This is a genomic window from Pseudomonas sp. CFII68 (genome assembly GCF_000416195.1).
Lineage (GTDB): Bacteria > Pseudomonadota > Gammaproteobacteria > Pseudomonadales > Pseudomonadaceae > Aquipseudomonas > Aquipseudomonas kilonensis.
This window is the reverse complement of the sequence record NZ_ATLN01000035.1, coordinates 11914-36244: the sequence shown is the minus strand read 5'-3', so window position 1 is coordinate 36244 and position 24331 is coordinate 11914. Positions and strand designations below refer to the sequence as shown.

Annotated in this window: 20 protein-coding genes; 14 read left to right on the top strand and 6 right to left on the bottom strand. The window is 59.3% G+C overall.

Annotation, left to right across the window (positions count from 1 at the left end):
- Positions 1–38 precede the first annotated feature (38 nt).
- Positions 39–374 (bottom strand): hypothetical protein, encoded by a 336-nt coding sequence (locus CFII68_RS27395; protein ID WP_156334932.1) that lies wholly within the window; start codon positions 372–374, stop codon positions 39–41.
- Between the two features lie 52 nt (positions 375–426).
- On the opposite strand from CFII68_RS27395, the gene CFII68_RS20415 reads away from it, so the two are divergent.
- Entirely contained in the window at positions 427–2841 is a 2415-nt protein-coding gene (locus tag CFII68_RS20415) for a glucose/quinate/shikimate family membrane-bound PQQ-dependent dehydrogenase (RefSeq protein ID WP_018603335.1), read from the top strand.
- Between the two features lie 193 nt (positions 2842–3034).
- Here CFII68_RS20415 and purT read toward each other — a convergent pair whose 3' ends face one another.
- From purT to CFII68_RS20435, 4 genes are all read right to left on the bottom strand, one after another.
- Complete coding sequence (gene purT / locus CFII68_RS20420; protein WP_018603333.1) at positions 3035–4216, bottom strand: formate-dependent phosphoribosylglycinamide formyltransferase; 1182 nt, start codon at positions 4214–4216, stop codon at positions 3035–3037.
- Positions 4217–4293: 77 nt separating this feature from the next.
- A complete protein-coding gene (locus CFII68_RS20425) occupies positions 4294–4770 on the bottom strand; it encodes a preQ0 transporter (RefSeq protein WP_003205220.1) in 477 nt (158 codons plus the stop codon).
- 211 nt (positions 4771–4981) lie between these two features.
- Positions 4982–5767 (bottom strand): siderophore-interacting protein, encoded by a 786-nt coding sequence (locus CFII68_RS20430; protein WP_018603318.1) that lies wholly within the window; start codon positions 5765–5767, stop codon positions 4982–4984.
- Positions 5764–6342, bottom strand: a complete 579-nt coding sequence (locus CFII68_RS20435) for a PadR family transcriptional regulator (RefSeq protein ID WP_018603316.1) — start codon at positions 6340–6342, stop codon at positions 5764–5766. Before CFII68_RS20435 ends, CFII68_RS20430 begins: the two co-directional genes overlap by 4 nt.
- A 426-nt stretch (positions 6343–6768) precedes the next feature.
- Between CFII68_RS20435 and CFII68_RS20440 the strand changes: the two genes are divergently transcribed.
- The 7 genes from CFII68_RS20440 (at position 6769) to CFII68_RS20465 (ending at position 14726) form a co-directional block, all read left to right on the top strand.
- Positions 6769–7254 (top strand): CS1 type fimbrial major subunit, encoded by a 486-nt coding sequence (locus CFII68_RS20440; protein ID WP_018603314.1) that lies wholly within the window; start codon positions 6769–6771, stop codon positions 7252–7254.
- A gap of 125 nt (positions 7255–7379) precedes the next feature.
- Positions 7380–9914 carry a CS1-pili formation C-terminal domain-containing protein gene (locus CFII68_RS20445; protein WP_033062475.1) on the top strand — a complete coding sequence of 845 codons (2535 nt, stop codon included), beginning with the start codon at positions 7380–7382 and terminating at the stop codon, positions 9912–9914.
- Positions 9915–10119: 205 nt separating this feature from the next.
- Complete coding sequence (locus CFII68_RS0125820; protein WP_033062474.1) at positions 10120–11367, top strand: hypothetical protein; 1248 nt, start codon at positions 10120–10122, stop codon at positions 11365–11367.
- A gap of 62 nt (positions 11368–11429) precedes the next feature.
- Complete coding sequence (locus CFII68_RS20450) at positions 11430–12662, top strand: hypothetical protein (protein WP_018603308.1); 1233 nt, start codon at positions 11430–11432, stop codon at positions 12660–12662.
- Positions 12663–12722: 60 nt separating this feature from the next.
- Positions 12723–13466, top strand: coding sequence for a pilus assembly protein (locus CFII68_RS20455; RefSeq protein WP_033062484.1), 744 nt, complete (start codon positions 12723–12725; stop codon positions 13464–13466).
- A gap of 59 nt (positions 13467–13525) precedes the next feature.
- Positions 13526–14008, top strand: coding sequence for a CS1 type fimbrial major subunit (locus CFII68_RS20460; RefSeq protein ID WP_033062482.1), 483 nt, complete (start codon positions 13526–13528; stop codon positions 14006–14008).
- Between the two features lie 223 nt (positions 14009–14231).
- Positions 14232–14726 (top strand): hypothetical protein, encoded by a 495-nt coding sequence (locus tag CFII68_RS20465; RefSeq protein ID WP_033062481.1) that lies wholly within the window; start codon positions 14232–14234, stop codon positions 14724–14726.
- 19 nt (positions 14727–14745) lie between these two features.
- On the opposite strand, the gene CFII68_RS20470 is transcribed toward CFII68_RS20465, so the two are convergent.
- On the bottom strand, positions 14746–17853 hold the full coding sequence (locus CFII68_RS20470) for a transglycosylase domain-containing protein (protein ID WP_018603301.1): 3108 nt from the start codon (positions 17851–17853) through the stop codon (positions 14746–14748).
- A 353-nt stretch (positions 17854–18206) separates the two neighbouring features.
- On the opposite strand from CFII68_RS20470, the gene CFII68_RS0125815 reads away from it, so the two are divergent.
- The 6 genes from CFII68_RS0125815 to CFII68_RS20495 all read left to right on the top strand — a co-directional run bounded on the left by CFII68_RS0125815 (position 18207) and on the right by CFII68_RS20495 (position 24156).
- Positions 18207–18665: a transposase gene (locus CFII68_RS0125815; protein WP_033062473.1), complete on the top strand. Its 459-nt coding sequence runs from the start codon at positions 18207–18209 to the stop codon at positions 18663–18665.
- Between the two features lie 544 nt (positions 18666–19209).
- Positions 19210–20631 (top strand): amino acid permease, encoded by a 1422-nt coding sequence (locus tag CFII68_RS20475; protein WP_018603299.1) that lies wholly within the window; start codon positions 19210–19212, stop codon positions 20629–20631.
- Between the two features lie 136 nt (positions 20632–20767).
- The gene (locus tag CFII68_RS20480) at positions 20768–21172 is read left to right on the top strand and encodes a GtrA family protein (protein WP_235862366.1); all 405 of its coding nucleotides are present in this window, start codon (positions 20768–20770) and stop codon (positions 21170–21172) included.
- A 43-nt stretch (positions 21173–21215) separates the two neighbouring features.
- Positions 21216–21590, top strand: coding sequence for a GtrA family protein (locus tag CFII68_RS20485; protein WP_018603295.1), 375 nt, complete (start codon positions 21216–21218; stop codon positions 21588–21590).
- Complete coding sequence (locus CFII68_RS20490) at positions 21587–22567, top strand: glycosyltransferase family 2 protein (protein ID WP_018603293.1); 981 nt, start codon at positions 21587–21589, stop codon at positions 22565–22567. Before CFII68_RS20485 ends, CFII68_RS20490 begins: the two co-directional genes overlap by 4 nt.
- Complete coding sequence (locus CFII68_RS20495) at positions 22564–24156, top strand: glycosyltransferase family 39 protein (RefSeq protein ID WP_018603291.1); 1593 nt, start codon at positions 22564–22566, stop codon at positions 24154–24156. Before CFII68_RS20490 ends, CFII68_RS20495 begins: the two co-directional genes overlap by 4 nt.
- The last annotated feature ends 175 nt before the right edge of the window (positions 24157–24331 follow it).

Below are 24331 nucleotides of genomic sequence, written 5' to 3'. Positions count from 1 at the left end.
GTCAGCGCCAGGCGCACTGTTACCGAATCCGAGATGATTCATGTCAGCAAAAGCTCTTTCTCTATTGAGAGCAGGACATTATCCTTGCGCCGCCTGCTGAAACGCTTCTTCTGTTGTGCCGAAGCCTCTGCGTCCAGTTTATTACCTGCTGAAAAATCTAAGAATGCTCGATGTCCAGACTCCGAAAGACAGCGCTGTCTTTTGGCGTATGACGAACGACTTTCTGTGGGAGCGGGCTTGCTCGCGAAGGCGATTTCACATCCGGCATAAAAGTCGCCTGACATGCCGCTTTCGCGAGCAAGCCCGCTCCCACAATGGTCCGCGTACACCCAATTACCTTTTTCAACTGAACCATGCCCCCGCAAGATCGTCATCTACAGTGACTACTTGCGCGGGACTCCTTAAAACGTCACGGAGAAACACACTATGAGCACTGAGGGTGCTTTGAGTCGAAGCCGTCTGCTACCGAGTCTGCTCGGCATTCTGCTTCTATTGATGGGCCTGGTCCTGCTGGCCGGGGGAGTCAAGCTGAGCACGCTTGGCGGCTCGTTGTACTACCTGCTGGCCGGTCTCGGCCTGGCGCTGACCGGCGTGCTGCTGATCATGGCCCGTCGCGCGGCCCTGGGCCTGTACGCGCTGGTGCTGTTCGCCAGCACCGTGTGGGCCTTGTGGGAAGTGGGCCTGGACTGGTGGCAACTGGTGCCGCGCCTGGCGATGCTGTTTGCCTTGGGCATCGTCATGTTGCTGCCGTGGTTGCGTCGCCCGCTGTTGACCGCCGATGCCTCGGCTGTGGGCACCCGCGCATTGGGCGCCGCCGTGGTCATCGCCGGTGTTGCCGCGCTCGCCAGCCAGTTCACCAACCCGGGTGAAATCAAGGGCCAACTGGACCGCGACAGCGTGCCGGGCATGGCCAACACCGCACCGGCCATGCCGGACGGCGACTGGAACTCCTACGGGCGCAGTGCCCATGGCGACCGCTATTCGCCGCTGGCGCAGATCACCCCCGAGAACGTCAGCAAACTGGTGCCGGCCTGGACCTATCGCACCGGCGACCTGCCAGGGCCGAACGATCCGGGTGAAACCACTGCCGAAAACACCCCGCTGAAGGCCAACGGCATGCTCTACGTGTGCACGCCTCACAGCCAGGTGATTGCTCTGGAGCCTGAAACCGGCAAGGAAATCTGGCGTTTCGATCCGAAGCTATCCACGCAAAAAGCGCAGAACTTCAAGGGTTGGGCCCACATGACCTGCCGTGGCGTGACCTATCACGATGACGCCGCGTACGCCTCTGCCGAGCAGAGCCCCACCGGTGCCGCCAGCACCACGCCGGCCAGCAGCGTATGCCCACGGCGGATCTTCCTGCCGACCGCCGACACCCGTCTGATCGCCCTCAACGCCGACACCGGCAAGATGTGCGAAGACTTCGGCGACAAGGGCCAGGTCGACCTGACCGCCAACATCGGTGGTTTCACCGCCGGCGGTTACTACTCCACGTCGCCACCGGCGGTCACCCAGAACCTGGTGGTGATCGGCGGCCACGTCACCGATAACGTCTCCACCGACGAGCCCAGCGGTGTCATCCGTGCCTACGACGTGCACACCGGCAAGCTGGTGTGGAACTGGGACAGCGGCAATCCGGACGACACCACGCCGATTGCCGAAGGCAAGACCTACACCCGCAACTCCCCGAACATGTGGTCCATGTTCAGCGTCGATGAAAAACTCGGCATGCTCTACCTGCCGATGGGCAACCAGACCCCCGATCAGTTCGGTGGTTTGCGCACACCGGAATCGGAAAAATACGCCGCTGGCCTGACCGCCCTGGACATCGCCACTGGTAAGGTGCGCTGGTACTTCCAGTTCACTCATCACGACCTGTGGGACATGGACGTCGGCGGTCAACCGACCCTGATGGACCTGAAGACCGCCGATGGCGTGAAACCCGCTGTATTGGCCTCGACCAAGCAGGGCAGCATCTATGTGCTGGACCGCAGCAATGGCCAGCCGATCGTGCCGATCAAGGAAATCCCTGTGCCGCAAGGCGCGGTGGAAGGCGACCACACCTCGCCGACCCAACCGATGTCCGACCTGAACTTCGTGCCGCCGGTCCTCAAGGAAAGCGACATGTGGGGCGTGACCCCGTTCGACCAGATGCTCTGCCGGATCGACTTCAAGTCGCTGCGTTATGACGGCATGTTCACGCCGCCGTCGCTGCAAGGCTCGATCGTCTACCCAGGCAACTTCGGCGTGTTCGACTGGGGCGGCATTTCGGTGGACCCGGTGCGCCAGATCGCCTTCGTCAATCCGAGCTACATGGCGTTCAAGTCGAAACTGGTGCCAGCGGCCGAAGTGGCGGGTGGCCCGGGGCGCAAGAGCGAAACCGAAGGCGTGCAGCCTAACAAGGGCGCGCCATATGGGGTGATCCTCGAAGCGCTGCTCTCGCCAATGGGCCTGCCTTGCCAGGCGCCTGCGTGGGGTTATGTCGCGGCCGTGGACCTGACCACCAACAAGACCCTGTGGAAGCACAAGAACGGCACCGTGCGCGACAGCTCGCCGGTACCGATCCCGCTGAGCATGGGCGTCCCGAGCCTGGGTGGCCCCTTCACCACCGCCAGCGGCCTGGCGTTCCTGAGCGGCACTCTCGACCAGTACTTGCGTGCCTATGACGTGAAGAACGGCAAGCAACTGTGGGAAGGCCGCCTGCCCGCCGGCGCCCAGACCACGCCGATGACCTACACCGGCAAGGACGGCAAGCAATACGTGCTGGTTGTTGCCGGTGGTCACGGTTCCCTGGGCACCAAGCAGGGCGATTATGTGATTGCCTACAAACTGCCGGATTAAGCTCAACCGGCGACCATGAAAAAGGCGACACCCTTGCGGGTGTCGCCTTTTTTAATACCCGGATGTCACCCCAGTTAACCGTGGGAGCAAAGCTTGCTCGCGATGCTGACGCCTTGGTCTTCAGGTGGCCCGCGTTATCGTTCATCGCGGGCAAGCCTTGCTCCCACAGGTCACCATGGGCAAGCGATCTTGTTTACAGTTCGATCTTGACGGCCTGCGAGGCGCGGGTCGCCTTGGCACGGGCGGCTTCGATGGATTCGTCGCGGGCCAGGGCCACGCCCAGGCGGCGCTGGCCGTTGACTTCCGGTTTGCCGAACAGGCGCAGGGCGGTGTCCGGTTCACTCAGGGCCGCGCCCAGGTTGGCGAAAGCGGTCTGGGTCGATTGGCCTTCCACCAGGATCACCGCCGAGGCCGAAGGGCCGAACTGGCGGATCAGCGGGATCGGCAGGCCGAGAATGGCGCGGGCATGCAGGGCGAATTGCGACAGGTCCTGGGAGATCAGCGTCACCAGGCCGGTGTCGTGTGGGCGTGGCGAGACTTCGCTGAACCACACCTGGTCACCCTTGATGAACAGCTCGACGCCAAACAGGCCGCGACCACCCAGGGCCTCGGTCACTGCCTTGGCGACGCGCTCGGATTCGGCCAGGGCCACCGGGCTCATGGCTTGTGGCTGCCAGGATTCCTGATAGTCGCCCTTTTCCTGACGGTGGCCGACCGGCGCGCAGAAGGTGGTGCCGCCGACGTGACGCACGGTGAGCAGGGTGATTTCGTAGTCGAAATCGATGAAACCTTCGATGATCACCCGGCCCTTGCCAGCACGGCCGCCTTCCTGGGCGTAGTCCCAGGCTTTTTGCACGTCATCGGTACTGCGCAGCAGGCTCTGGCCCTTGCCCGAGGAACTCATCACCGGCTTGACCACGCACGGGAAACCCAGGGTTTCCACGGCCTTGCGGTAGTCTTCCACGGTGTCGGCGAAGAAGTACGGCGAGGTCGGCAGGCCCAGTTCTTCGGCGGCCAGGCGACGGATGCCTTCACGGTTCATGGTCAGTTGCGCGGCGCGGGCGGTGGGGATCACGGTGAAGCCTTCGGCTTCCAGTTCCACCAGGGTGGCGGTGGCGATGGCTTCGATTTCCGGCACGATGAAATGCGGCTTCTCGGCCTCGATCACCGCACGCAGGGCAGCACCGTCGAGCATGTTGATCACATGGCTGCGGTGGGCCACTTGCATGGCCGGCGCGTTGGCGTAGCGGTCCACGGCAATCACCTCGACGCCCAGGCGCTGCAGTTCGATTACCACTTCCTTGCCCAGCTCACCGCTGCCACACAACAAAACGCGGGTCGCGGTGGGCGACAATGGGGTTCCGATACGGGTCATCTGAAGGTCCTCAAACAGGAGCGGATCATCGCGGGTTGCGCGCCGGGCGAGCTTCCCATGGGAGAAAGCGCGGCATTTTACATGAACCGCCCGGCGATGGCCTGTTTACGTAAACGCCAGGCCATGATCAGCCAGACGGCGGTGACCCCGGCGAATTTCGAGAGCAGGGCGGTGATCACCACGGCGGGCGTCAGGGCGTCGATCAGGCCGAAGAAGATGAACGTGTCCAGGGGAATGCTCAGGGCCGAACTGATCCACAACCGATCATGCAGTGGGCGCTTGGTGATGGTGAACACCAGCCAATCGATGCATTCGGACACGGCGAACGCCGTGGCGCTGGCCAGGGCGATGGTTGGGTCCGAGGTGACGTAGGACAACACCAGCGCCACCAGCATCGCCGCGATGGCGCCGTGGCCGAAACGGGTCTGCACCATGTCCCGCAGGATAAACACCAGGCCGCCCCAGGCCGACCAGATGATGTCCAGGTGCGGCGCGGCGGAAAACGCGAAGTTGATCAGCACGACGCTGCTGATGTAGGCGAGCAGGAAAAGCATGGGGCGGGGTACCTGGTGGAAGGTTGATCAAGACATTAAAGGACAGCGATGGCCCTGTGGGAGCAAAGCTTGCTCGCGAAACAGGCGACTCGATTTCTGAAAGACCGCATCGTCCTCATCGCGGGCAAGCCTTGCTCCCACAGAAGCCTTGCTCCCAAAGAGGGTTGTGTTCAGTCAGCGGGTGCAGGGTACTTCAGCCACCGCCAGTCCCTCAATCTTCCTCACTGTCATCCAGCTTCCAATACCCCACCGCCTTCACAAAGTCCTGGTCCAGGCCTTTCTCTTCCAGCAACACCTTGCGAATCTGCCGCGACACCTTGCTCTCGGTCGCGACCCAGGCGTACAGCTTGCCGCCGGGCATGTCCAGCTGTTGCACGGTGCGCAGCAGGTTGTCCTGGCGCCCCTCGCGCAGCACCCAGATCACGTGCACCTGCGCCGGGCTTTGGAGAATCTGCTGCTCGGCGCCGTTTTCCACTTCCACCACCACCAGGGCACGCCGGTTGGGCGCCAGGCCTTCGAGGCGACGGGCGATGGCGGGCAGGGCGGTTTCGTCGCCGATCAGCAGGTAGCTGTCGAAGATGTCCGGCACGATCATCGAGCCCCGTGGCCCGGCGATGTAGAGGTATTGCCCGGGCGTTGCCTGGGCCGCCCAGGTTGCAGCGGGGCCGTCGCCGTGGAGCACGAAATCGACGTCCAGCTCCAGGGTATCGAGGTCATAGCGGCGCGGGGTGTAGTCGCGCATCTCGGGCATCGGGCCCTGGGCCTTGTCGATGCTGGGGCTGAAGTTTTCCAGAGCGGCGTGTTCCTCGGCGTTCTGCGGGAACAGCAATTTCACATGATCGTCCGTACCCAGGCTGGCGAACCCGGCCAGTTCCGGCCCGCCGACGGTGATGCGGCGCATGCGTGGGGTCAGGTCCTGCACCCGCAACACTTGCAGGCGACGGCGTTTGATCTCATGGCTGACACGATGAATAGTGTTTGGATCGACTTCGGTCATTGGCTTGACTCCGAGACAGGTGGACGGTCGGGGCCGTCGATGATGGCTTTGGCGGTGTCGTTGAGCAGGTCGCGCACCCGCCGGATTTCTTCCGGGCTCCAGTGGCCAGGGTGCTTTTGCAGGGCATGGCGCAGGTTATACACCGCTTCATGGATCTCCGGGGGACGATCATGGCCGCGCAATGTGCGCTTGCTGATTTCAATGCGCGTACGCACCTCATCCAGCGCTTCGGCCTGCTTCTCCAGGGATAGACGTCCGGCATCGGTCACGCTGTAGCACTTTTTTCCGTCTTCGACGCCGCAACTGATCATCGCGTTCATTTCCAGGAAGGTCAGGGTCGGATAGATCACACCGGGGCTGGGGCTGTAGGCACCCTCGAACATGTGCTCTATCCGGCGGATCAGGTCGTAGCCGTGGCATGGCTGCTCGGCAATCAGCGCCAGCAACAACACCTTCAAATCACCGGCGGCGAAGACCCGGGGGGCCCGGTTGCCACGCGAACCTGTCGGGCGTCGTTCGAAACCGTCGTGTTCGCGTTTGGAGGAAGAGTCGGAATGAGAATAAAGGGCGTTCATATGCTGTCTCCGTTCTGCATATAGATAGCACTCAGATATATCTTGAATAAAAGATATATCTTTTAACTTGATTGTTTTTCGCAAACTAAGATACATCTTGGTTTGGCGGCGGGTTACTTGGGTTCAGGAAAGGACCTTACCTGAATGCTCAATGTATGCGGGATGCGGCGGCATACATTTGTAATGATAAAAGTGGCGTAGGCTTAAAATGTGGGCTGTTTCTGACATCCAAACTTATGTTTTATCGAAAACTGCGTATTTTTCGCTCTTTCGTATATTGGATTTACTACAAGCCTATAGGAATCTTCCTGCTTTTTTTTAGTTAAAGAGCGCCGATCATGCTCGGCGTTGGAGGGCAAGCCAAATTGCGCTTGGTTTGCAAATTTCAACCTTTTCTCTTTATTGCTAAGAACAGGTGTTAACAACATGCTCAAACAACTCGTATCCAGTACTGCCCTGGTCGCCGCCGCCCTGGGTTCTTCGCTGGCATTTGCTGCCGATGATGCTCGCTCGTCGATCCACATCACTGCGAACATCCCGACCCAGCAGTTCCATGTGCAGCCACGCAACCCTGACTTCGGTAAAGACGAAGTCATGAGCTACAACACGGTCAGCGGCACCTTGACTTCGTTGCGCCAGACCTACGACGTGAAAAACACCGAAGGTTCGGTAAACGCCTATATCGAAGGCGGCCCGGCCGCGCTGTACAACGGCAGCAACTCCATCGCCCTGACCACCGCCTTCAACGGCGTCACCCTGACCGCCATACCGCAGGAAGTGGTGGACGATGCGACCTCCACGCCAGGCACCCAGGCCGACATGACCATCGTCGCGGCCAGGCCCCTGGACACCCAGAACGGCCTGTACACCGCTGACATGACCGTCATCTTCGACGCCGTGCCGCGCCCGTAAGGCCATTCGCTGCCCGGTGAGTCTCTCCTCGCCCATGGGCATCGCCGCAGGCCGGCCGGCCCTCCCCAGCCGGTCGGCCTGTACCTGAAACGCCCCGATAGCACGCTGAATATGAGAATCCGTTGATGTTTCCGATGACACCCATCGCAGGTGCGCTCGCGCTATTTTTGTGCGCGACAGCATTGGCCGCGCCAATCGCCCCCGGTACGACGCCAAGAAGCCTGTTGTCCCAGGCCAAGGGCCTGCCGGCGGAGTTTGAAGCCCACTTCTTCGATGTGCCACTCGCGGTTCGTATAGAACTCAATCAGCAGTATCTCGGCGAAGCCATGGTGGTCTTGACGCGAGATGATCGCATTACCTTGCTGGAATTCACCGAAACGCAAGACAGCACGATAAAGGCCGTCGAGCGCGAACAATGGGAGCAACGCCTCAAGCAGGGACAAGTGCTGGGCGCGTGTGAAACCAACTGCACCGGCGGGCTGTTGGCCGTGCATTACAGCCTCGAGAATTCATTGGTGTCGATCCTGACCCAGGATGTCGAGCGCGCAACTGAAGCCAAGCGTTTCTACGATCAGCCGGAAGGCGGCAGCCTCGGCCTGATCTTCAATAACCAACTCAATATCAACGGTGGCCAGAAACAGGACACCGGTGGGCGGTATGGCCTCAATGCCAGTTCCAGCGTGGGTAACTGGAGCCAGTCGCTGGACCTTCAGCTCTCGCGTCTTGGCGGGCCGGACGACAAGCTCTACCACGCCGTCCATGAGCTCTATACCCAACGGGAAATGGAAGGCAATTTCTTCCGCCTGGGTTACTTCACGCCCGGTTCCGATGGCTTGAATCGCCAGATCCGTTCGTTCGGCGCCAACCCGGACACCGCGCTGGGGGTGATGTACGGCAGCTCCGACAGCCTGGTGATCGACAATCCCAAGCCCAGCGTCTACCCCATTTATGTCACCGCCAGCCGCCAGGCGTCGGTGGAAATTTATCGCAGCGGCCTGCTGATCAATACCCAGGCCGTCAGCGCTGGCTTGCAGAGCCTGGACACCCGCCCGTTGCCCGGTGGTATCTATGAAGTGGAAGTGCGGCTGATTGAAGATGGGCAAACCACCGCCACCAGCCAGGAGCTGGTCTACAAGCCCAACAACTGGAACAGTACCGAGGACCGCTGGCGCTACAACCTGTTCGCCGGTCGCGAAACCCGGCTGTGGAGCAACTGGGAAGATCAGCCCTCGGGTTTCACGACCGCCGGCATCGGCGTCAACTACCTGCTGCACCCACGGGTGATCCTCGGTGCGTCCACGCGCCAGGTGCAGGACAAACTGCAAGTGGGCACTTCGATCGACTGGACACTCGCCAGCAACACCAGCCTGTACGCCAACGTCTACCAGACCCAGCAGTACGGCACCGGCATGGACTTGCAAGGCCTGTACAGCTACGGCCATGGCAGCATCGTCGCCAGCCACAACCGCAGTTGGCTCGACACCCGCAACACCTACGAAACCTTGTCGGACGGCACCCGTATCCGCCAGCGCAACGTCTACGTCGGCCAGACCAGCAATTCATCGCTGTCGGTCAATCATCGCTTGAGCAACAAGAACTCCATCAACGGCCGGTTGGCCTACAGCGAAGGCAACGTCCAGGGCACCGGCCTGGACTTGGGCTGGACCCAGCGCACCACGCTGCGTGGCAGCGATGCCAACTGGCGGCTGTCGGTGTTCGACCGCCCCGGCACTTCGAGCACCGCCGACAAGCGCAACCGTGGCCTGGACCTGAGCCTCAGCGTCGCCTTGGGCGGGCCGGGCGAATACTGGTCGGGCAGCGTTGGCACCCGCACTTCGCGCGATGGCGCGCGGGACAACAATGCCTCGGTTTCGTATCGCCGCGACTTGGAAGACCACGTCTTGCAAAGCGTCTCCGCCACGGCGCTGGCCGACACCTATGGCGTGGGGCTGTCGGGTATCGCCAGCTTCATGACCGAGTCGATGTACGGCGATGGCTTCATCCAGCGCTCCTCCTACAACGACAACCTCACCGGCGGTTTGAACCTGAGCAGCACGGTGGCGGTGGGCGGACAGAAAGCCGCCTTCACCGGCGTGCCCCAGGGGCGCGGTGCCGGCATGATCGTCGACGTGGAAACCGACCTGGACGACATCATCCTGCGGGCCGACGACTTGACCGGCGGCAGCACCACCTTGCACCCGGGCCGCAATTTCGTGCCGATCACCGCCTACAAGAACAGCATGGTGACCTTCGATTTCGACGGCGTGCATCCGCCGGCGGCGAACATCGAGCCGTCCCGCACCCGTTATCACCTGAACAAGGGCGGGGTGGATTACCGCAAGATCAGTGTGTTGAGAACAGTGACCGTGCTGGGTCGTCTGTTGGACGAACAGGGGGAACCGCTCAAGGGCCATCACGTGATCAACCACGCCAGTCGCGGTGTCAGCGAGGCGGACGGGTTCTTCTCCATGGAAATGAATGCCGGCTCGCCCACCCTGGAAGTGCGTTATGGCAGCGAGTTGTTCTGCCGGTTCCGCCTCGACCCGGACAACGCGAGCCGCGAAGGCGATGTGCTGATGATCGGTGACTTGCGCTGCACGCCGGATACCTTGGCCGACACGACGCTGGCCGAGGCTGACAGTGCGAAACAGCGCTCATGAGACCGTGGGAGCAAAGCTTGCTCCTGAGACTGTGGGAGTAAAGCTTGCTCCTGAAACTGTGGGAGCAAAGCTTGCTCGCGATGAACGATAACGCTGTTCACCTGAAGAGCGAGGCGCCTGCATCGCGGGCAAGCCTTGCTCCCACAAGTGAATTGCTCACCTACCTATTTGCAGCGATTTGTCTTGATTGTATGAGGTTGTATAAATGAAACCCTTATCGGTTGCAGTGCGCAGCGTGGTCTCGGTGTTGTTGTTTGCGTGCGTGCCTGCGGCCAATGCCTTGACCCAGGATATCAGCGCTCTGTTCAGGCCTGACCCATCGAAACCCAATGAGAATACCTTTCTCAATACCACGCCTATCAGTGGTTACTGCGCAGATAGACCGTCGGACTGCAGAGCGACAGGAATGTTCAGCGTTCGATTACGTCTCTCTGCCAATACGATCAGTCCTATCCAGGCGAATCATGAAGATCCTCGGCAAGGTGCGATGTTTAAAGTGCCTGCCAGTTGGCGTCCGGTACAAGTTACCCATACGGGGACGGGCGAAATAGAAACTGTTGAAGTGCGCTGGTCCGGCTTTGGGTCGAGACAATTGTTCTCCAATAGTGTGATCGAATTGGTAGGTGGCGGCGCGAGCGTTTGGGGAGCCCACCGGGCGTTATGGAGCGGTCTTGAATGGGTGTATGCGCCTTTGCCATGTCAATACAGCGGTGTTTCACTCTATAACATTACGAGTTATGCCTTTTTCTGGAAGGTGCCGACAGAAGGTGTGTGTGGGAAAACGGCCCGATACTTGATCCCTGCCATGAGCTACAACTATCTGGACTTTGCCTACGAACTGCGCACCCCCAACCCACTGAAAATGTCGTCCGGCCAATACACCGGGTCGCTGACCTATAGCGTTGGGCCAGGGCAGGACATTGACATGGGCGATGTCATGATCCCCAACGATTCGGCGCTCACGCTCAACTTCAAGCTTGACGTCGAGCACACCCTCAAAGTCGAAGTCCCCCCCGGCGGCAACCGGGTCGAACTGGTCCCCCAGGAAGGCTGGCAATCCTGGCTGAACAGCGGCCGCAAACCCACGCGGTTGTTCCGCGACCAACGCTTCCATATCTCCGCCTCTTCCCGTTTCAAGATGGCACTCGAATGCCAAACCGTCAGCGGCAATACCTGCGCGATCTCCGAAGCCGGCACCGGCCATGCCGTGCCAGTGGACGTCAGCGTGACCCTGCCCAATGGCTTGACCGACGCCGCCGGGCAACCGGTCAACCGTCGCCGGTTGCTGCGTGACGGCAGCGGTACCGAACTGTTCCAGCCGGGTTTCTACGTCGATCGTAGGCCGGGCACCCTGCACTTTGAAGTGGCCCGTAGCAGCGTCGAAGAGATGCTGGACAGCGGCGCCAAGGCCTACACCGGTTACGTCACGGTGATCTGGGATTCGGAAATTTAAAAAGGAGTGGCTTGGGCAGTCCGGGCCGATTTGAGGGTGAGGTAGAGATGAAGCAGTTACCAATGGCAGTGCAAGGCATGGTATCGGTGGTGGTGTTGACCTGTGTATCGACGGCTCATGCCGTCAGCAAGGATGTCAGCGCCATATTCAGGCCCGATCCCTCGAAGCCCAATGAAAACACCTTTCTCAATACCACCCCGGTCTCGGGTTATTGCGCGCTGTATCCGGCGGTCTGTGAGAGGGAAAAAATGTTCAGCATCCAGCTGCCCATTGCCTTCGAGTCTACCGGTCCCATTCAAGCCAATCATGGGGATTCCCGGCAAGGGGCGATGTTTGATGTGCCCGCCACTTGGCGCCTGGCACAGGTGATCCATACCGATACGGGCGAAACTGAAATCGTTCAAGTTCGTGTCTCCGGCATCGGTTCGCGCTACCGACTCCCTGTCAGCGTCATCAGTCTGGTGGGTGGCGGTGTGGATCTCACAACCGCCCATAACAGGTTATGGAGCGGCTCCAGTTTCAAGTACGCGCCTTCGCCCTGTCAGTCCACCCATTTCGGGACCATGAACGAGTACATCTATAACTTCTTTTGGAAGACGCCAACCGAGGGGGTGTGTGCCAAAAAGGCCGCCTACTTGATCCCCAGCATTGCCTACCACTTCTTGGACTTCGCCTACGAACTGCGCACACCCAACCCCTTGAAGATGTCGTCCGGTCAATACCGGGGCTCGGTGAGCTATGGCGTTGGGCCGGGGCAGGACTTCGATGTGGGTGACGTCATGCTCCCCAATGACTCGGTGATTACCCTCAATTTCAAACTCGACGTCGAGCACACCCTCAAGGTCGAAGTGCCCCCCGGCGGCAACCGCGTGGAACTGGTGCCCCCGGAAGGCTGGCAAGCCTGGCTGAACAGTGGGCGAAAACCGGCTCGGCTGTTTCGCGATCAACGCTTCCATATCTCGGCCTCGTCACGTTTCAAGATGGCCATCGAATGCCAGCACACCAGTGGCAATACCTGCGCGATCGCCGAAACCGGCACCGGCCACGCCGTGCCGGTGGATGTCAGCGTGACCCTGCCCGACGGCTTGACGGACAGCTCCGGGCAACCGGCCAACCGTCGCCGGTTGCTGCGTGACGGCAGCGGCACCGAACTGTTCCAGCCGGGTTTCTACGTCGATCGTAGGCCAGGCACCCTGCACTTTGAAGTGGCCCGTAGCAGCGTCGAAGAGATGCTGGACAGCGGCGCCAAGGCCTATACCGGCAACGTCACGGTGATCTGGGATTCGGAAGTCTGAGCGGCCTTGAGGCCAGCCATATTCAGTGAATTACGTTTAATGCATGAGGTTGAAAAAGTGATGAAGCATTTATGGGCATGGGTTGGGTTCTATCTGTTTTGCGGCATGGCCCAGGCCGGGCCGCAGATTGGTGTCGGGGTGGTCTACGACTACCTGGACGGCGACAAAAGCACCTACATGAAACGGGTGTTCAACGGCGGGACGTCCACGGCGTTCGTCAAGGTCAATATCCTGGAAATCATCTACAACGAGGACGGCACCTACCAGGAAGTGCCGCTGCAGAACCAGGCCAGTGCCCAGGCCAAGGACGGCCTGATGGCCAGCCCGGCGCGGCTGATCGTACCGGCCAACGGGGTGCAGGGCACGCGGTTGCTGTTCATGGGCAACCGCGACAAGGAGCGTTACTTCCGGGTGCGTTTCGTGCCGGTAGTGCCGGAAGCCGAAGACGAGTTCGCCATCAGCGCCGAAGAACGCGAGGAATATAAAAAGGAACGCGTGGCCGCCGGGGTCAAGATCCTGGCGGGTTACGGCACCGTGTTTTTCGTGCGGCCCAAGGACACCCGTTACGAGACAGTGATCGAGGACAGCGCCAGCCGCTACCAATTGCGTAACAACGGCAACACCGTGTTGGTGATCGATGAGTTCAAGGACTGCGTGGCGAAGAAAGACAACGACTGCAAGCCGACCACCAAGCATCACGTCAAGAGCGGCCAGAGCTTTGCGTTCGACAAGGAAGCGGGGCGTGAGTACCGCTTCACCCTGGTCGAAGGCAACCAGAAAAAGAACGTCGAGATCAAAGGTTGATGGCCGCCGTCGCCGAGCCGTCGTGGGTGCCAGAGGTAATCAAAATGTTCAAGACCAAAATGTTCAAGGCATTGATACGCCCCCTCGCATTGACTGCCCTGACGTTGCCCTGGGCTGCGGCCTGGGGCGCGGTCGAGCGGGAAACGTTCGAAGTCTACGTGACCATCCCGACGCTCGACTTCTACGTGTTGCCCCTCGATCCGCAATTGGTCCAACGCGAACAGCGCCTGCCCTTCAGCACCATCACCACCGACCTCAGCCCCTTGCGGGCGACCTACGAGGTGAAGAACAGCAACGGCGCCATCGGCGCACGCCTGGGGGAAGAGGCGTACCTGTCCAATGGCCGTGAGCGCATTGACTTGCGGGTGATGTTCAACAACGTCGTATTGACCCTGGATTCGGCCCAGGTGGTCTCGGCCACCGAAGCCCGGCCCGGGCGCCAGGTGCCGCTGGAGATCGCCGCCATCAAACCTGCTGACGACTACAAGCCCGGCGACTACTACGGCACGGTGCACATGGTGTTCGATGCGACTGCGCCGTAGAGCGAGCCAGCGCAAGTGCATGGAGTGGTAAGGCTCATGGAGTGGAGCATCTGCATGAAGCTCTGTGGCGAGGGAGCTTGCTCCCGCTCGGCTGCGCAGCAGTCGCAACGGTGGCATGGCTGAAGCGTTTTTCAGCGGGTTGAAAAGCGAGGGCGGCTTCGCCACCCAGCGGGAGCAAGCTCCCTCGCCACAGGTGCTATTAACTATAAAAAAGGAGTCAAACATGTTTAAAAAGAGGGTGTTCGTGACTGCTCTGGCTGTCGCGGCCTTGAATTCTTCGTGGGTAATGGCGGCCGATGATGCACGCTCGTCCATTCACATCACCGCCAACATTCCGAACAAGCAGTTTCATGTGCAGCCGCGGGATCCGGAGTTTGGCAGGAACGAAGTGATGCACTACAACCCTGTGACACAACGTCTGAGTATTGTGCGCCAGACCTTTGATGTAAAAAACACGGAAGGCTCCGTGCATGCCTATATCGAGGAAGGTCGGGCTTGGCTGAGCAACGGGACAAGTCAGATTGACCTGTGGGTAGCATTCAACCGGACGATGCTGAGCAGTGTGCCTCAGGAGGTGGTGGATGATGCTTCCTCCACGCCAGGCACCCAGGTCGAGATGCTTATCTATCCATCCAGTCGTCCTGGTGGAGAAGAACCAGGCCTATACACCGGGAGCTTCACTGTCATCTTCGATGCAGTCCCTCGCGTGACCCTGTAATCCAGAGCCCTTGTGCAAATCATTGCCTCGCCACCAACGGCTTGCACTGGGTATGAGTCCCCGGCTGCAAGTAGGGCGAGAGAAACGGCGCCATGCCCTTGAGCACTTGCACCGGCAAGGCCGAGGTGAATTTGAAGTTCTGCGCCGAGGCCCCCGGGACGTAGGCGGTGAGGGTGCCGAAATGGCTGTCGCCGATAAAGAACACGAAGGTGGCGGTGCGGTTGATCGACTTGGAACTGATCACCCGCCCGCCGGAGCCGATCGCTTCGATGCGGTTGTCGCCGGTACCGGTCTTGCCGCCCATGGCCAGCGGTGTACCGTCGGCCAACTTGAAACTGCCGGCCACGCGTTTCGCGGTGCCGGCATCCACCACCTGGGACAGCGCACCGCGCAAGGCCTGGGCCACTTCCACCGGCATCACGCGCTTGCCGTTATCCGGATTGCTCACCAGCCGTGTCTCGTAAGGCGTACCGACGGCAAAGTCCAGGCTGTCGACGCGCAGCGCGGGCTTGCGGATGCCATCGTTAAGGATGGTGCCCACCAGTTCCGCCAACGCGGCGGGACGGTCGCCGGAGCTGCCGATGGCGGTGGCCAGCGACGGCACCAGGTGGTCGAACGGATAGCCGACCTGCTGCCAGCGCTGGTGAATATCCAGGAAGGCTTCAATCTCCAGCATGGTGCGGATGCGACTGTCGCGGGCGCTCTTGTGCCGGCTCTTGAACAGCCAGCTGTAGACTTCCTGGCGCTCGAACTCACTGGCCTTGACGATCTGGCTGAACTTGGCGTCGGGGTTGTTCAGCAGGTAACCCATCAACCACAGGTCCAGCGGGTGGACCTTGGCGATAAAGCCTTGGTCCGGCAGGTCATAGGCGCCGGGGCCATAGCTTTGATAGAGCCGTTCCAGGCGTTCGTCGGTGAGTTTTTCCGCGCTCTTGGCCGATTTCAAGTGCGCGCGTACGAAGCGGTTGAAATTTTCCTGGCTGTCGTTGGGAAAGAAATAACGGTGAACGGCGGCCAGGCGGATCGCCGTAGGGCGCATGCCGTCGAGGAAGGTTTCCAGGCGTTGGCCGGTGTCCTTTTTCTGATACTTCTTCCAGAACCTGAGCAGGAACGAGGTGCCTTCGCGATCAGCGAACTGGGCCAGGTATTCCTGGCGGCGCGGGTCCTTGTCGTCCTTGAGCAGCTCGGAACTGTTATTGGGGCCGGCATAGGTGGCGTAGCGCACCAGGTCGCGCATCAGGCGGATGAACGGCAGGTTGATCGATTCACGCAAGGAGTCGCGCAGTGTGGGGATGCGGCCGTTGTCTTCTTTACGGAAGTTGTGGAAGGTGTGCAGCCCGCCGCCGGTAAAAAATGCCTCGCCGGGGCTGGCTGAATAGGTGCGGTCCAGCGCGGCCTCGAGCATTTTCGGCAGGCTGCGGTCGGTGTTCTGGATCAGGTAGTCCACGGCCCAGCGGGAGAGGTGGTCCGGCTCGGCGATGTCGACTTTCTTCAATGCCGCCGGGGTTTGCTGGGCATAGCGCTCGTGCAGCTCGGCGATGATCTGCAGATACGTGGTGAGCACCCGCAACTTGGCGGTGGAGCCCAGTTCCAGCTTGCTGCCTTCGTTGATGTCGAAGGGCTGGTCGGTGCTGTCGGTCTGCACCCGCACGCGTGAGCCATCGGGGGTCAGTTCCAGCAGGGTGAAGCTGTAGCGCACCTGGGTGGTGCTGGAGGGGGTCAGCAGGCGTTCGCCCATCAGGCCGATCTCGGTCGCGAAGGCCGGGTCGGCCAAGCGCTTGAGGTAGTCGGTGGCCTGGGCCTGCAAGTCGCTTTGCAAGGTGCTGGTGGCGGAGAGGTCGAGGCGATCGAGGTCGTACAGCGGACGATTGAGCAGGGCGGCGAGGCGACTGCGGGCGGCGCTGATGCCTTTGTTGGTTTCGTTGGGCTGGACGGTGGGATCCTTGACCCAGTCACGATAACTGACCTTGCTCGCCAGGGCCGCCGCGGCCAGCGGTGCATCGATCACGCCGTTCTGCGCCAACAGCCGGATGTGGCTGTCGGTCAGGCGTGCCAGTTCATCGTGGCCCTTGGAGAGGAAATGGGACGGTCGGCGCTGGGCGATCATCAATGACAGCATTTCCCGCAGGGCCAGGCCTTTTTCTGCCAGGCTCTTGGGGTCGTTGGCGGTACTGGACAGGCGTTCATTGGCCTGCTTGAAATCGGCGCCGTACCAGACTCGCAAGCCTTCAGCCATGCCATGGACTTCACCATGCCCCGGCACGGCGGAGAGCGGCACGCTGTTGAGATAGTCGCGGATGATCCGCTGTCGCGCCTCGAGGGTTTGCGGGCCGGCCTGATAAGCCCGCACGCTGGCGGAAATCATCTGGCGGATTTTTTCCCCACCCGACACGGTGAGGCCCTCGGGGGAGTGCCGGTATTTTTCCAGTTGCGTCGCCAGTGTGCTGCCCCCGGCGGACTGTCCCGGCAAGCTCAACAGCTTGGCGACTTGCGACCAGGCCGCCATGCCGAAGCGCGGCCAGTCCACTGCCGGGTTTGCCAGCGGTTGCTTGGGGTCGAGCAGAAAGCGGTTCTCGATAAACAACAGGCTTTGCACCACCACGGGCGGAATCGCTTCGAAGTTCGCATACAGTTGCTGCGGGTACTTGAACTGATAGACCGGTGCGGCGCGGCAGTCGGTGATGGTCAGCCCGGCCTGGATCTTTTCCGCGTAGGGCACGAACAGGCCTTTTTCGACGTAGCCCATCAAGGCCGGCGAGAACCGCGCCTGGGCCTGGATCACGTAGTCGCGCTTGAGCAGGCGCGGCAGGAATTCCCCCAGCGCGCTGTAGCCCAAGCGCCGGTCGAACGGGCCTGCACCCGGATAGACGATGGCATCGCTGGGCCCCGGCTGCACCGCATAGCTCAGGGACTCAGCGTATTTGCTGAGCTCCCGGGCCTGGAACCGCGACGTGCGCATTTCCTTGGCCACCGCCAGGCCGACCACCACCACGATAATCAGCAGCAACAACCAGAATGCCCGCCAGCCATGCCGTGCGCGGCGTTTTTTTTGAGGTAAAGGCGCTTCTTCCATACGTTCAGTCGGGACCACAGGTTCATTCGAATCGGTTTGCCACAAAGCGCCCATAGTCGACTGATCCATTCACGCAGATTGATCGGACTTGCTTGAAGCTTAGACGGTGGTTGGCGTGGGGGGCGGGGAAATTGTGGGCATCAATGTGAGACCAACAGGTGGCGAGGTTCCTGTGGCGAGGGGATTTATCCCCGCTGGGCTGCGCAGCAGCCCCCAATGCAGGCAGCTCAATTGTCCAGACAATACCGGGTTGCGGTTTTGGGGGGGGCTGCTGCGCAGCCCAGCGGGGATAAATCCCCTCGCCACAAGTACTACGCAAGCTTCGGAATATTCGCTCGACCTTTTCCGCATCGAAAAACTAGCTGCATGGCTAGGCTGCATTCAAACCCTTTCAAAGGAAGCAAGGAATGCATTCACGCCCCAATTCTCATCGCTTGCGTCGAGGTCGTTACTCAGAGCCAGGACGAGCCTATCTGGTGACTGTTGTTGTTCATCAGCGGCGGCCGGTTTTTTCCGATTGGAAGATTGGACGGCTATTGGTCGCCGAATTCAAACGTGCTCATGATTCGGGCCAGGTGAACTCTTTAGCCTGGGTGGTGATGCCGGATCATTTCCATTGGTTGCTGCAAGTTCACGATTGCCATCTGAGTCGTGTCATCGGCGCCACCAAAGCTCGATGCACCCATCGTGTCAACAACATAACGGGAGTCTCTGGCCCGCTTTGGCAAAGCGGCTTCCATGACCGCGCGATCCGCGACAACGAGGATCTGAAGCCCTCCACCCGCTACATCATCGCCAATCCGCTTCGGGCGGGGTTGGTGGATCGCATTGGCGATTACCCTCTCTGGGACGCCGCATGGCTTTGAGGCGTCTCATGCTCCCTGTGACCAGGGAATTTACCTGTGGAGACTTATCTGTGGCGAGGGGATTTATCCCCGCTGGGCTGCGCAGCAGCCCCAATGCAGGCCACTCAATTGTCCAGACATACCGGGTTGCTGTTTTGGGGGCTGCTGCGCAGCCCAGCGGGGATAAATCCCCTCGCCACAGATGATTTCTCTCACCACATGGGGGCTGAAAAGCTTGCACTAGAGCCCTCGCTCCATGCCCAAACATGACGCTGCACCAATGCTGTGCAATACTCGGTGCCGTTTCCGTATGACCTGTAATCCCAGACAACGCCTCTCCAAAAGCCACTTGTGGCGCAGGCTTATCCCTGAATTTCCCGGGTTTTACAGTGAAACTCTCTATCCCTGGCTTTTTATACTGCATGGCCCGCTGATCCTGAGGTTGTGGTTCCACAGGACGGTCTGCCCACAAGACAGACCCGGTTTCGGCAAGGTGGCAGGCCTATCGGCCTGTGGCTTTGGACACTCGGTGGCTAATCCAATAACAAGACGAGGTTGTATCCCTATGCCTGTCGGCAATCATCTGCCCCATGGCGAGACCGCTCAGGGCGGTCCGCTCAAACGTGAACTCGGTGAGCGGCATATCCGCCTGATGGCGCTCGGCGCCTGCATCGGTGTCGGGCTGTTCCTCGGCTCGGCCAAGGCCATTGAAATGGCCGGTCCGGCGATCATGCTGTCCTACATCCTTGGCGGCCTGGCGATCCTGGTGATCATGCGCGCCCTCGGCGAAATGGCCGTGCACAACCCGGTGGCCGGTTCGTTCAGCCGCTATGCCCAGGATTACCTCGGCCCACTGGCAGGTTTCCTGACCGGTTGGAACTACTGGTTCCTGTGGCTGGTGACCTGCGTGGCGGAAATCACCGCGGTGGCGGTGTACATGGGCATCTGGTTCCCCGACGTGCCCCGCTGGATCTGGGCCCTGGCCGCGCTGGTCAGCATGGGCTCGATCAACCTGATCGCGGTCAAGGCTTTCGGTGAGTTCGAGTTCTGGTTCGCCCTGATCAAGATCGTGACCATCATCGCCATGGTCATCGGCGGAGTCGGCATCATCGCCTTCGGCTTCGGCAATGACGGCGTGGCCCTGGGCATTTCCAACCTCTGGGCCCATGGCGGCTTCATGCCCAACGGTGTGTCCGGCGTGTTGATGTCCCTGCAAATGGTCATGTTCGCCTACCTGGGCGTGGAGATGATCGGCCTGACCGCCGGTGAGGCGAAGAACCCACAGAAAACCATCCCCAACGCCATCGGCTCGGTGTTCTGGAGGATCCTGTTGTTCTACGTCGGCGCGCTGTTCGTGATCCTGTCGATCTACCCGTGGAACGAAATCGGCACCCAGGGCAGCCCATTCGTGATGACCTTCGAGCGCCTGGGCATCAAGACCGCCGCTGGCATCATCAATTTCGTGGTCATCACTGCCGCGCTGTCGTCCTGCAACGGCGGGATCTTCAGCACCGGGCGGATGCTCTACAGCCTGGCGCAGAACGGCCAGGCCCCGGCCGGTTTCGCCAAGACCTCGGCCAACGGCGTACCGCGCCGCGCATTGCTGTTGTCCATCGCCGCATTGCTGCTGGGCGTGCTGCTCAATTACCTGGTGCCGGAGAAAGTCTTCGTCTGGGTGACGTCGATTGCCACGTTCGGCGCGATCTGGACCTGGGTGATGATCCTGCTGGCCCAGCTCAAATTCCGCCAAGGCTTGAGCGCTTCCGAGCGTGCGGCCCTCAAGTACCGCATGTGGCTGTACCCGGTCAGCTCGTACCTGGCGCTGGCCTTCCTGGTGCTGGTGGTGGGCCTGATGGCGTACTTCCCGGATACCCGCGTGGCGTTGTATGTCGGCCCGGCGTTCCTGGTGTTGCTGACGGTGTTGTTTTATACCTTCAAGTTGCAACCGACTGGGGATGTGCGGGGCGGTGTGCGTTCGGTTTCGTGAGGTGATAGCGCTGTAAAACAAGAGCCCCAGTCGGAATGACTGGGGCTTTTTCGTAGGAATGAACCTGGCCGTTCGTCGGAGTAGGTGTTCGACCTGTAAGTTCTGACAGTAGATCCTCGCAACACCGTGGCCTAGCTTGGAAGCCCGCCAATTGGCGAATGGCAAGGTAGGCATGATGAAGGGCTTCTCTGCGTTGATAGTGATCGCGCTGGTCAATGGATTGATCCATTGTCAGGTTTTTTTCTTGCTGTATGGCGCCGTCGGCCTGACTCAGGCAACCAGTAACCTCGCGGCGTTTTGTGTGGCGGCGGCGTTTTCGTTTTATGTGAATGCGCTTTTCATCTTCGGGCCCCAGCAGTCATGGAGTGGCTATCTCCTGCTCAATTGCACGATGGCCGCCGTGAGCTACGGTATCGGTTCGATCGGCGATGCCCTGAATTTGCCTGGATGGGAGACGGTGGCGTTGTATTTCTTGCTGAACCTGACGATGGGGTACAGCTTTTTCCGGTTCAAGTTGCTTCGTGGTCGTCAGCGGGTATGACCGTCTTTCAGCAAGTGAAGCACCGACAAGTTCGGGAGCGAGCATGAAAGCGATATGGAGCGGCTTTTCCACTTACGCACTGGTCGGGCTGGCCAACACACTGCTTCATTGGCAAATATTTTTCGTGCTTCGCGTAGCGATCGGTCTCGATCAGTCGACCAGCAATCTTGCTGCGTTCTGTGTGGCGGCTTCCTTTTCCTATTACCTCAATGCGCTCTATACCTTCGAGGCCAAACACTCGGTGACGGGGTATGTGGTATTCCTGTGTGTCATGGGCGTGCTCAGTTATGCCGTGGGTTATCTGGGAGACCGCTGGCGGCTCCATGGGTTACTGACGGTGGCGGTATTTTCCCTGCTGAGTCTGGTGTTCGGTTTCCTGCTCTCTCGGTTCGTAGTGTTTCGTGGGCACCGCCCATGAAAATTTCACTGGTTGTGCCGGTGTTCAATGAAGAGCAGACCCTTGAGCTGTTCTACAAGAGCGTTCGCCAGCATCCGGCGCTGGTCGACTACAGCGTCGAGATCGTGTTTATCAACGATGGCAGCGCTGACCAGACTGGATTTTTGGCTCGGGACATTGCGCTGGTCGATAACTTGGTCGTGTTCATTGATCTCTCTCGAAATTTTGGCAAGGAGCCGGCGTTGTTTGCCGGAATCGTGCACGCCAGCGGCGATGTGGTGATCCCGATGGACGTGGATTTGCAAGATCCCATCGACGTTATTCCCAGGTTGATTGCGGAGTGGGAGAAGGGCGCCGAGGTGGTGCTGGCCAAGCGTCGTGATCGTTCATCCGATAGTTATCTCAAGCGTGGATGCGCTGCGCTGTTCTATCGTTTGCTCGATCGTATTGCCTATCCCCATATCGAGCGGAACGTGGGTGATTTTCGGCTGATGGACCGCAAGGTGGTAGAGGTTATCAAGACCCTTCCCGAGTATCAGTTATTTATGAAAGGCGTGTTGTCGTGGGCTGGGTTCAATACCGTCATCGTTGAATACGACCGCGCCGGTCGCGCCGCTGGCCGCAGTAAATTTAACGGCTGGAAATTGTGGAACCTGGCGCTGGAAGGTATCACTTCGTTCAGCACCGTGCCGTTGCGGTTGTGGACTTATGTCGGCGGTTGCATCTCGTTTTTATCGCTGCTGTATGCCGCGTACATGGTGTTGGACAAGCTGTTCTTTGGGAATGATCTTCCCGGTTATCCATCGTTGATGACGGCGATTTTGTTTTTGGGTGGGGTTCAACTGATCGGCATTGGTGTGTTGGGTGAGTACATTGGGCGGATTTATCTGGAGACGAAACATCGGCCGAGATATGTCATCAGGGAAATAATCCGAGGAGAGTTGGGCATGCGAGAAACCGACGAGACCTTTCACGAGCTGATCGGGGATCGTCTATGACTGACTCTCACGCGTATCCAGGCAAGCTTTCAAACCGGTATATCGACGGCTCAGCCTTGGCAACCGTGGTGCTGCTTGCGCTGTGTGTGCGTTTTTACGAAATCACGATACCGACCATCTGGTTTGACGAGGCTTTCAGCGTACTGCTTGCCAGGCACGAGCCTTGGCAGATCTGGTCCATTACGGCAAGGGATGTTCATCCGCCCCTCTATTACTTCTTTTTGCATTACTGGATGGTGGTGTTTGGCGATGGGGTTTTGGCCGTGAGATCGCTTAGCGCCGTCGCAGACGTTGGCACAGTTTTGCTGGGCATAAAACTGATGAGTTTGGTGGCCACGCGAAGGGCAACCTGGATTGCGGCATTACTGCTGGCGTTACTGCCGATCTCGGTCCGCTATAGTCAAGAAGCGCGTATGTACACCTTGCTCAGCTTTTGGCTGATGGGCGCGACCGTAGCATTGGTGTATTGGATCAAGGATCCAGAGAATAAGAATTTTCCGATCTATTATATATGTTTAATGACAGCCGCTTTCTACACACACTACTTTGCGGCGCTGGGTGTGCTTGTCCATTGGTTTTATTGGTGGACAGGACGATGCAGTGTATTTCAGACCGCGCTGCCAAGGGGAGCATGGATGCTGGCTAATGGTGCGATTTTAGGATTGCTCGCGCCTTGGGCCTTTTATTCCACTCGATACTTGTTAGGCAATCGAGGGATTGAATGGATACCGGCTATCACGGTGGAGGGAGTATTTAGTTTGTTTTGGCAGTTCATTATGTTGAACGGCAGGTGGGCTCAATCGGTGTATTTGTATCCGTTGCCTTTGATGCTGGGCATATGTGCGATATCGATAAGTTTCTGGAGGGGGACCGCATATCGTTTCAATGCTTTGCTTGGAGGGTGTTTTTTGGTTCCTATTTTTGCTGTCGCTCTGGTGTCGCTTTTTGTTCCGGTTTTTGTTCCCAGGTATCTGTTGCTTTCTGCGATCGGTTTGTCATTAGTCATTGCAGTGTGCTTGGACTCTTGGGAGCGGCGGTCTTGTGTTGTGATGATGGCTTTAATATTCATTGTTCTTGTAGAGGTGCAAGGGTTGAGAGCGGTGTATAAGCAAACAGATAACTTGAGTGGCATTGGTTTTCGTAGAGAGATGAAAATTGATGTGTTGGCAAACAAAGTCAAGCAAGAAATTAAGCTGGCAGACGATATAGTGGTTGATACATTTTTTTCATATCTGGTCTTTAGCTATTACAATAAAACAGGAGTGCAACCGAAGCTTTATCTTAAAGTGTCTCCTGAAGAGGCTGGCCGTAATCATTACGCGTTGATTTCAGATGGCTTTAAAGACCCTTATTTGAGTGACGTGGATACTTTGCAATGTCCCGGGGCAAGGGTCTGGTGGATAGCCCATAAGTCCAGCGTCTGGCCGAGCGCAAAAGGCAAATGGGAGCAAGTTCTTACTTTTGTTTCCGAGGAAATGACTGCTTCCCTATACATTATCAAAGCAACTCCGTCCTCAACTGAAGTGGGCAATCAAACCAACATCTGGACCGCTGGTAAACGGGCACTGGACTTAGCCGATCCGCGGTAGCCACAGCGCATCACCGTGACGAGGAGCTTGCTCCCGCTCGGCTGCGCAGCAGTCGTAAACCGACTGGCTCGGTCTGGCTGTTGCATCGCGACGTCTGTTTTTGGGGCTGCTTCAGCCCAGCGGGGCGGTGCGACGTTTCGCTAAATCCCCTCGCTACAGGAGTTTGTGCGCACCC